Consider the following 8,565-nt stretch of genomic DNA (forward strand, 5'->3'; position numbering starts at 1 on the left):
TGCACGCTCTGATGCATTGTTGTCCATTGGAACATCTCCATCGGTCAGGAAAACCCGAAGGTATTTTTCCTGATTTAATGCATAAGTGAAAGCCGCCCTCAGTTTTTCCGTACCGACTTCACTTTCGTGTTGTTTCAGGTACACAAACAAAGCATCTACCAGTGGTTTTACCACCACCTGACGCTGAACAAGTCTTTCCTTTGAGGAAAGTTCTTTGAGTTTTCCTTCCTCCCGGTAGATTGCCTGGATCTGCTTTATGATCAGGAATGAAGCAGACTCTTTCCGGCTTTCTTTCGGAACCACGGCAAGTGCTTCATCAAAGCGCCTGCGGGCATGAACCCAGCAGCCGGCAATGATCAGATCTTCACGTTCTTTTTCCAACGTGTGGTAAACCTGATAGCCATCCGTCACGCAGATCCCGGAATAGTCCTTTAGGAATTCTCTCGGATGGGACGCATTTCTGGTCCGCTGGTATTCATAAAGAATGATCTGCTTTTCCGGATACATGTGGCCGGAACGATATACCCACATGTAACTCTTAGAACCGGCACTGCGGCCGTCACGGTTTACAAGAACCGGTGTCTCATCTGCCTGAATGACATGGTAGCCGTAAAGCAGCGAATGCAGATGATCATACAGGACGGAAAGGTATTCTTCCCCTAACCGGATCATCCAGTTTGCCATGTTCTGTCTGGTTATAGCAAGGCCATATCGGATGAACTCCTGTTCCAGACGGTAAAGCGGAACCGCATTTACATACTTTCCATTCATGATGGCTGCAGCAAGAGATGCTGAAACCGGGCTTCCATGGAGCAGGCTCTTTGGATGCTTCGCCTTTACCATGTGTCCATCCGTTTTACTGGCATATACACCGACATGATGCTCATCCACTTCGACTTTTGCCGGGATGAAGCGGTAGCGGCGCGCAATGGCATCCGGAAGCTGTTTCCAGCCATTTTCACCGAATTCAGCGGTAATTCTTCCTCAGTCATGTAGTGATCGATCCGATTTGTAGAAAGTTCAGACATATCCTGTGCTTTTTTGCCTTTTGTTTTTTTCTTACGTTCCGGTGTTGCTTCCAGAGTTTCCGGTTCCGGAGCGTCCAGATCACAAACAGCTTCTGCTTCATTAAAAAACACAAGGGTCCCATCCACTTCGATAAAGCGCATCTGCTGGGTATCCTCCATTTTTTCAGAGGAACGTCCAAAACGGTTTTTATTACCTATGATCAGCTGCTCCATCATCGCCTGCATCTTGGTATCAAGGGAATGCAGATTGGCACTGACCTTTTCTAACTGCTCCTGCTGGTTCAGAAACATCTGGATCAGCATAGACTTATCAACACTGTTTAATTGTTCTTCTGTGTACTTGATCGCCATGGCAGGAACTCCTTTTCTTAATGAGTCCATTGTACCAGATTTATGCAGTTTCTGCCACCTGACGGCTGTTTTCCTTTCGTCATTATGACGGTGGATAACCGTGCAGAGCATCTGGGATATATTCCTGAAATTCCAGATGTTCTGTACGGCTATCCACAAATCCGGTATGCCTTTTCTCTGAAAAAACATGCTGTTCGATTCTTGGGGACCGGATGTTGTGGATAAATGCAGTAAAATAAAAATATCGCTTTTTTTGACGGAAAACATGGGAAAATTTTTCTCTGTAATGCACAAACATTACATCAGTCTCTTGGGATTGTCGTTTGGCCGGATTGGATGCTTCGGTATAATCTCCAGGCCCTGCATGAACATCGCGTACTGTTCGGATGATATTTCCAGAGCTTCTTCCGCAGAGCGCGGCCAGCTGAACGCACCATTGTCTAATCTCTTGTAGAGAAGCAGGAAACCATCGCCTTCCCAAAGAAGACCCTTGATGCGGTTTGTTTTCTTGCCACAAAACAGAAAGAGTGTATTTTTATCATAAGGATCAAGCTGAAAACGAAACCGGATCATCGTTGCCAAACCGTCTATGCCCCGGCGCAGATCCGTATAGCCTGCTGCAAGGTAAATCTTTTTTAACCCGGCTGCATCATTCAGCATGGACCAGCACCTCCAGAATACTTCGGATGATATCTGCTGAAGTGTGGTTATAGATTTCAAGCACCAGTCCTCTGGAGTTGCGGAGAACGGCTGCCGGTTTCATATCGCAGGAATCTGCGGAGGGCATTGCTGTTGGTAATGCTGCTGGTATTGGAAGTTCCACAAAAGCCGGTTCTGGATTACAAGCTTCCAGGCATGCTTTTCTAACCCGGCGTAAGCGATAGTAATAATTCGCTTTGGTAATGCCATGTTCACTGCACCAGGTTTCTACTTTCATATCTGCGGGACGGCTCTGGCATTCCTGTATCTGTGCGGCCCACTGCTGTAGCCGAACCTGCTCGGCTACCAAACTTGTTTGACTGCTCATAGTCTGACCTCCATAGTCCGTCAAAAAGGTTAAGTGCTCAACTTTTTTGACTCTGTATCGTGTGAGACTATTATTGCAGAAAATGAAGCGTATGAACAGGTACTTGCTATGGTGCGTTTACTCAAAACCTTTGATTTATAAGGCTTTTTCCGTTTCTATTTTTTCTCTTTTGATGTATCTTTTCGGAACTTTTCGTGATTTTAGTCCCCAAACAGTCCCCGGGTAGGATCCTGCTGCTCCATTGTACTCTCTTCTATCTGATTCCATGCCGTAAGCTCCCCAACGATTTTACTTCTTTCAGATAGTACATGTGTTGTAACTGCTTCAGTTCTGAAAGCAATGAATTATACTTTTCCCATCTCATATATTTCGGTTTCGTTGGCGCAGAAACCATCGCGATGTAGTCATAAGCCTTATACCAGTCATTCCAGCACAGTTTCGACTCTACGATGTTTTCCATTCTCCGGATCATTTTATCTGTCCTGCCCGCCTGCTGCGACTCATAGTTTAGACCGGCACAGCTCCGGCAAAGATATGTTTTCCGATCATGATCACGATATAAGTAGCGTGCACGCCGTCCACAGCACGGACATCTGAAATAAAAGTGAGTTGAGCGACCGTCAATATTAAATACCCTGTCCAGCTCAGTCTCGCAATATATTCCATTCCCGATGATAACCGTTTTACCATCGCATGGATAATATCGAACAGTACTATATTCCCCACTAATTTCGACACATTCCTTATAGTTCAGATATTTATCTCCCTGTAAGAGGGATTTCAAGGAAAAGCTATCTACTCGCGAATATTTCACATCTTCGATCCGACCATGTTTCCTGTTATGGCCTCCGCTTCCACGACCGCCCATGCACTCCTCTACATTTCCCTTATACTGTTTCCAGCACGCTAAATCTTCTCATTCCTTTTTGCATGCTATATACGGTAAATTTGCCTAAATCCATAGTATATCTCCATCTTCCCATAGGCATAGTAATTACTAAATAATATGTTTGGGTCCCTCGAAAGCAGCATATTTTGCAATCTTTTGTTTTTCTTCGCTTCGTATTCTCTCTGCAAATTCTGTTATTTTAGCACATATCCACATGTACGCCGTTGTATTCTCTGTGTAATCTGCTTCAGCATACATGTTAATGCGACCTTCTACACGCATTTGTTCAACTTGTTTCATTGCTTTCATATCGCCTTTAGGATAAATAGCAAATGTTGCTCCAGCGTTCTTATTAACAACAGAAAATGCTGGAATATCACTCGGTCCATCTGCCACATAAATCATATTTATGAAGTGGACACGGCGCAATTCTTCGGGAATTTTTGTATTGACTTTAACGCCTTCTCGACCATCTTTACTATTTACGCCTTTATTAATCTCAAACAATGCTCTAGTTTTTGTTGTATTGTCAATAGTAAATCCTATTTCGGAAATACACGGATCACCAGCATCATCTTTGCCTTCTATCAATTCACACCCCCATATATTCTCTACGTATGGCATTACCGATGAACCTCTTATAATCTGTGACATTCCTGTACTTACTATGTAATGTTCAACTTTAATGTCATATTCCTGATATATAGAATTTTTTTCTATTAAATCCTTCGTTTTTTGAAAAATCTCCGGAACTCCTTTATAGAATTTTAACTGTTCGCCAAACTCTTTTAATTTCTCATTTGTAAGTCCCTTAAATTTTCCACTTTTTGCATATCGGATAAACTGATTCAAGTAAATCGTATCTGGGTTCACCAAAACGCCCTGTTCTTCCTTATATTTCTTAGGTAGGGCATTTACTTCTGTCCAAAAATCATGCGCATTAATGCCATAATATTCAAAAATCGGATCCTGCATATACCCATCGACTAAAGTTTTATCAAAATCCCATACAACCGCAATAATATTTGCCATAGCAATCCCCCTTATCTTTTCTTTATCATACCGCGAAATGCATCAAAAGAAAAGACCTATTCTTCTAACGAACATTCTTCCCCATACGAATTACTATAAACTTCCTCGCTCCACATAATATCGTTCAAGTCTGTGCGCCGAACCTGATGCTTCGATATTACGAAAGACACCCGTTAAAATGATTACGGGTGCCTTCTATATTATTTCTATTATTCTGATTCATCAGAATCATTATACACAGGTGCATCTTCAAGTAATTCTTCAAGCTTCTTCTGCGTATTATAAGAAAAATCTCTGATAATTTCACAATGAATGCGGCTCTTTTCATATTCCGCTGCCAAGCGCCATTCTTCCGGCTTTTCAAGCTCCCCCCGACCATCTGACATACTAAAATATCCCTGTGTTAAATCATCCGCTAAGACTTTTGCTCGTTCTGCAAGAATTGCCGCTTCTATTACGATATTTTCATCAACAATAATTTTCGCCATATTTTTATCCTTTCTTTACTTCATCCCGAGGAACGATGTGATAAATCTAAATATTATATACAGGTGGTCATGATCTGCTTTTCCGAACATTTTAATGATTTCCTTTTTAAAATTCATATTGTACCTTTCCTATCTGAGAGTCTTCTTTTACTTTCCAATCGCTGCATGTAATTGACAACGTCCCGAATAGATGTAAGGCTTTTTAAGTCGTTCACTCTCATTATATCTGAGATTATTCCGAATCGTGCATAGTCCTCGTCTGACAACTCTTTATAGTCATCATCATCAAATGCACTTTGAAAAAGCTTAGCTATTTCACATGTTGTTTGCAAAGAATATCTATTCTTATTCCGCTTAATAATCCTCTCGATCTCGTTCCGGCAAGGCACCTGTGTTAATTTGCATTTTTCCATTATCTCATCACCCCTTCTTAGTCTTCCCGTAAATACAAGTACTCCAGCAAATTATAAACCCGCCTTAACGTGTCCTCTGAATGTACTTTTTCAAGTAACGCAATTATCCTTTCTCTGTATCTCATCTTGTTTCTCCTTATCTCATTGCATTGAAGGGAATAGATATGTTATAATGCCTTACAGCCCTTCAATTTAGCTGTTTGTCGGGTTGTCCGCCCCTACCAGAGTTGCCGCTCTGATAAGGGCTTTTTGTTTACGCGATCGTGAACCGGCGAGTCGTACTGGATTTACAGTACTGCCGATAGATCTCCGGCAACGCAGCCTTTAAAGCTTTTCCATCCAGTCTGCTGCTTAATACCGTCTTCCACCGGATCATGAATGGTCCTGCTGCCAGCTCTTCTACCTGCTTCGTCTCCAGCTCCATCTTGATCTCCTGACGGATTTTCTCAGCCTCTTTTTCAAGAAGTTCCTTCTGTGCCTCGATTTCCTGAAGTTTTATAATGCGGTTCTGCAATGCTCTTTCTCCCATAATTTGTCTCCTTCCGTTTCTCCATCCAGATCAGCTCCGGCAGGCCTTAAGCATCTTAGCGGCGTGTGCGGCATCTCATTCTCTCTTATCCTGCTACCCGGTATTATCTCGCGTTCTTGTTTTCCCTTCCGGTACTTCCGTCCGCTTTGGCTGTGCTGTTTTCTTTTGATGGTTTAATCATAACCCATTTCAGGTTATTTGTCAACCATTTTATAATATATTTTTTATTATCTATATCCAATTTCATTTGACACATAACCTTTTCAGTGTTATAATGCAAAATATAAAGGAGGATTTTATATGCCTATCATATACAAGGACAGTGAACAGTTTTTAATCGAACTGAAAAAACTGATGTTAGAAAACAAAATTACTCAACGCGAAATTGCTGATAAGCTTAATATCAAACCTCAGGGATTGACCAAATTATTAAACAAAAAAAATTTCAGTTTCGAAGACGCTCAGAAGATTCTTTCAGCTATGGGATATAACTTGATTGTTGATTTTCAACATTCTTCTGTCACTACCGACCTTCATCATTAAAAGAGGGATATATTATGAAAGTCTCCTATGGAAAAGAAAAAAGCCAGAATATCCGTGTGCTGATTGCCATGATAAAAGCTCGAAAAAATTATGATAATGCTCAGATGGCAAAATGCTTGGGCTTGAAACTCGGTACTTACCAGAACCGCGTTCACGATCCATCGACCTTTCGCGCCTGGGAGCTTTGGAACCTCATGCAATTAGGAAAGGTCCCGGACAGTGAAAAAGCAAACTATTTATAGCATTATAGACTGCATTTTGAAAGGAGTGTGTTTTTATGCCATTACCAAAATTGCACACCTACACAATTGATGATATTTATGATCTTCCAGAAGGACACCGTGCCGAGCTGATTGACGGTCAGATCTATGATATGGCACCGCCAAGCACCGCACACCAGCGGATTCTTTCTTTCCTGCATCTGGAGATTGCAAGCTACATCCGGGACCACAACGGCGCTTGTGAGGTCATCCCGGCACCGTTTGCAGTATTTCTCCATGATGCAGAGGAATCCGATCTATCCAACTATCTGGAGCCTGATATCAGCGTGATCTGCGATCCTAATAAGATTGATGCTAAGGGTTGCCACGGCGCTCCGGACTGGATTGTAGAGATCGTATCTCCCGGAAGTAAGCGAATGGACTATTACATCAAACTCGCATTATATCGCGCTAATGGCGTAAGAGAATACTGGATCGTGGATCCATTAAAAAGAACCATTGTTGTTTATGACATGGAGCATGATGACGGGCCGGTCCTGCACTCCTTCTGCGATGTGATCAAAGTGCATATTTATGATAGTCTGGAAATCGACTTTTCCAAGCTTCATATTTGATCAAAGGCAGCAGATCTGCAATGGACCTGCTGCCTTTCTTCTATCTATCGTACCATATATCCATTTACCATACTTCAAGGGGGAACCTTATGAAAATCATCACGCAGTTAATGAACCTGTTTAAATTGGACAGCACCATTCAGATGGAATACGCAGAAAAGAAACAGGCTCCCATCTATATGCCCAATGATTACGAGCAGGATGATTCACAAAGTATTACCGATGATTCCGGCTACGATCTGACACGTTTTTCAGAACATGAGGCTTATATAATAAAGCATGTATGGGATGTTGTTCACGAGAAATATCCTTCTGAATATTTCGCGTTGGGTCTCGCCAATGAGAGCTATTGCATAAAATATAAACCTCGATACGTTCTCTATGAGCTGATCATTCTTCAGTTTTCTGATTCTGATAATCCGGTTGATCTTTTTGCCGTCTCCCTCGCCTATGCGTCTAAAGGTGCTTTTTATCGTAAACAGGCACTTGATTATTTTGAACGATCCGAGGCTTCAATTTCACCTGATCTGTTGGATGAATTTCTATCCTACATGCCGCTATACGTCTACAATCTGTTCTCTGAGTTGTATGAAAAGGAACACCTATATGACTCTGCGATCCGCTGTACAAGGCTTGCAAAACGTTTCAGCAAACCAGGAAACTCATTTTTTGATGACAGAATCAGTATGCTGAAGATCAAGTCTCAGAACGCCTCACCGCTCCGCTCCCGTAAAATGCCCGAAAAGCAGCAAATCTTTGAAGCAAATGTAACTGCTGCCGCAAATTTCTTCTTAAAAAATAACTTTCTGCCTCCAGATATGCGAAAATATGCGTCTTCTGCTGCCCGGTCCAAAAAGCCCTACCGCACGTCGGTGAATTTAAAGCAATACGCCGTCATGTGCAACGCATACCTTGAGCATCAGGATGAAATGGAACGGCACAATAGTGCCAATACAAATGCATCTCATGATTCCTACTTAGATTAGACAGGATAACCGCCACTCTGCGTGATAGCTGTGGCGGTTATCCTATTATTTAACAGAACTTTACTTTTTATCTGGAATGAGAACTATCATTTTGTGCGTCACGGAACATATTTTTGCCGCGTTCTCAATCATCTTCTCCATTGTCTCTTCATTTTCTCCATAAAGTTTTACACCCAGACGGCGGTTAAATTCTTTATACGGATTTTCACTAAACATAATGTTTGCAACATACGATTTTACTTTTTCATTCCATTTAACATCGATTAGCATAATCGGTACAAAACCAGTCCGTTTGCTTTTATTAGGAATCAGTTTTATTTCTCTCATAAAGTGCTCCTTAGTCTCAACATTTTATCAATTACAACAAGAGTTTTCTTCCTGTAGCCATAAAAATCATTGCGTTCACATACTGAATATTCCGTTGCGGCGAAGCCGTCTGTCCGG

14 protein-coding genes are annotated in these 8,565 nt (G+C 41.9%); 4 read left to right on the forward strand and 10 right to left on the reverse strand.

Annotated elements, in window-relative coordinates; genetic code table 11:
* From DXA87_RS17065 to DXA87_RS17110, 9 genes are all read right to left on the reverse strand, one after another.
* On the reverse strand, positions 1-930 hold a 930-nt coding region (locus tag DXA87_RS17065; protein WP_348982252.1), incomplete at its 3' end, for an IS66 family transposase.
* On the reverse strand, positions 837-1,379 hold the full coding sequence (locus tag DXA87_RS18785) for a hypothetical protein (RefSeq protein ID WP_348982251.1): 543 nt from the start codon (positions 1,377-1,379) through the stop codon (positions 837-839). The genes DXA87_RS17065 and DXA87_RS18785, both read right to left, overlap by 94 nt.
* A 297-nt stretch (positions 1,380-1,676) precedes the next feature.
* A complete protein-coding gene (gene tnpB / locus DXA87_RS17075; RefSeq protein WP_117505464.1) occupies positions 1,677-2,039 on the reverse strand; it encodes an IS66 family insertion sequence element accessory protein TnpB in 363 nt (120 codons plus the stop codon).
* Entirely contained in the window at positions 2,029-2,406 is a 378-nt protein-coding gene (locus tag DXA87_RS17080; RefSeq protein WP_117505466.1) for a hypothetical protein, read from the reverse strand. The genes tnpB and DXA87_RS17080 overlap by 11 nt, the downstream gene beginning before the upstream one ends.
* A 135-nt stretch (positions 2,407-2,541) precedes the next feature.
* Positions 2,542-2,673: a hypothetical protein gene (locus DXA87_RS18675; protein ID WP_282433281.1), complete on the reverse strand. Its 132-nt coding sequence runs from the start codon at positions 2,671-2,673 to the stop codon at positions 2,542-2,544.
* A gap of 240 nt (positions 2,674-2,913) precedes the next feature.
* Entirely contained in the window at positions 2,914-3,132 is a 219-nt protein-coding gene (locus tag DXA87_RS17090) for a hypothetical protein (RefSeq protein WP_147326542.1), read from the reverse strand.
* 271 nt (positions 3,133-3,403) lie between these two features.
* Positions 3,404-4,327, reverse strand: a complete 924-nt coding sequence (locus DXA87_RS17095) for an HAD family hydrolase (RefSeq protein ID WP_117505472.1) — start codon at positions 4,325-4,327, stop codon at positions 3,404-3,406.
* 209 nt (positions 4,328-4,536) lie between these two features.
* The gene (locus tag DXA87_RS17100; RefSeq protein WP_117505474.1) at positions 4,537-4,815 is read right to left on the reverse strand and encodes a hypothetical protein; all 279 of its coding nucleotides are present in this window, start codon (positions 4,813-4,815) and stop codon (positions 4,537-4,539) included.
* 666 nt (positions 4,816-5,481) lie between these two features.
* Positions 5,482-5,757, reverse strand: coding sequence for a hypothetical protein (locus DXA87_RS17110; protein ID WP_117505478.1), 276 nt, complete (start codon positions 5,755-5,757; stop codon positions 5,482-5,484).
* Between the two features lie 300 nt (positions 5,758-6,057).
* Here DXA87_RS17110 and DXA87_RS17115 point away from each other — a divergent pair, with 300 nt between their 5' ends.
* The 4 genes from DXA87_RS17115 (at position 6,058) to DXA87_RS17130 (ending at position 8,121) form a co-directional block, all read left to right on the forward strand.
* Complete coding sequence (locus DXA87_RS17115; protein ID WP_117505480.1) at positions 6,058-6,300, forward strand: helix-turn-helix transcriptional regulator; 243 nt, start codon at positions 6,058-6,060, stop codon at positions 6,298-6,300.
* Between the two features lie 14 nt (positions 6,301-6,314).
* Positions 6,315-6,542 (forward strand): hypothetical protein, encoded by a 228-nt coding sequence (locus DXA87_RS17120; protein WP_117505482.1) that lies wholly within the window; start codon positions 6,315-6,317, stop codon positions 6,540-6,542.
* 35 nt (positions 6,543-6,577) lie between these two features.
* Positions 6,578-7,135: a Uma2 family endonuclease gene (locus tag DXA87_RS17125; RefSeq protein ID WP_117505484.1), complete on the forward strand. Its 558-nt coding sequence runs from the start codon at positions 6,578-6,580 to the stop codon at positions 7,133-7,135.
* 89 nt (positions 7,136-7,224) lie between these two features.
* Positions 7,225-8,121 (forward strand): hypothetical protein, encoded by an 897-nt coding sequence (locus DXA87_RS17130; protein WP_117505486.1) that lies wholly within the window; start codon positions 7,225-7,227, stop codon positions 8,119-8,121.
* 60 nt (positions 8,122-8,181) lie between these two features.
* Here the strand turns inward: DXA87_RS17130 and DXA87_RS17135 are convergent, their stop codons facing one another.
* A complete protein-coding gene (locus tag DXA87_RS17135) occupies positions 8,182-8,448 on the reverse strand; it encodes a hypothetical protein (protein ID WP_117505488.1) in 267 nt (88 codons plus the stop codon).
* Positions 8,449-8,565: the final 117 nt, after the last annotated feature.

The sequence above is a fragment of the Desulfotomaculum sp. OF05-3 genome (genome assembly GCF_003435535.1).
In the GTDB taxonomy this organism is placed as follows: domain Bacteria; phylum Bacillota; class Clostridia; order Lachnospirales; family Lachnospiraceae; genus Pilosibacter; species Pilosibacter fragilis.

Excerpts from the sequence above, each read along its gene's own strand:
- DXA87_RS17125 (WP_117505484.1), top strand. The coding sequence starts at position 6,578 with ATGCCATTACCAAAATTGCACACCTACACAATTGATGATATTTATGAT.
- DXA87_RS17110 (WP_117505478.1), bottom strand. The coding sequence starts at position 5,757 with ATGGGAGAAAGAGCATTGCAGAACCGCATTATAAAACTTCAGGAAATC.
- DXA87_RS18675 (WP_282433281.1), bottom strand. The coding sequence starts at position 2,673 with ATGGAATCAGATAGAAGAGAGTACAATGGAGCAGCAGGATCCTACCCG.
- DXA87_RS17080 (WP_117505466.1), bottom strand. The coding sequence starts at position 2,406 with ATGAGCAGTCAAACAAGTTTGGTAGCCGAGCAGGTTCGGCTACAGCAG.
- DXA87_RS17130 (WP_117505486.1), top strand. The coding sequence starts at position 7,225 with ATGAAAATCATCACGCAGTTAATGAACCTGTTTAAATTGGACAGCACC.
- DXA87_RS17095 (WP_117505472.1), bottom strand. The coding sequence starts at position 4,327 with ATGGCAAATATTATTGCGGTTGTATGGGATTTTGATAAAACTTTAGTC.
- DXA87_RS17120 (WP_117505482.1), top strand. The coding sequence starts at position 6,315 with ATGAAAGTCTCCTATGGAAAAGAAAAAAGCCAGAATATCCGTGTGCTG.
- tnpB (WP_117505464.1), bottom strand. The coding sequence starts at position 2,039 with ATGCTGAATGATGCAGCCGGGTTAAAAAAGATTTACCTTGCAGCAGGC.
- DXA87_RS17115 (WP_117505480.1), top strand. The coding sequence starts at position 6,058 with ATGCCTATCATATACAAGGACAGTGAACAGTTTTTAATCGAACTGAAA.
- DXA87_RS18785 (WP_348982251.1), bottom strand. The coding sequence starts at position 1,379 with ATGGCGATCAAGTACACAGAAGAACAATTAAACAGTGTTGATAAGTCT.
- DXA87_RS17135 (WP_117505488.1), bottom strand. The coding sequence starts at position 8,448 with ATGAGAGAAATAAAACTGATTCCTAATAAAAGCAAACGGACTGGTTTT.
- DXA87_RS17100 (WP_117505474.1), bottom strand. The coding sequence starts at position 4,815 with ATGGCGAAAATTATTGTTGATGAAAATATCGTAATAGAAGCGGCAATT.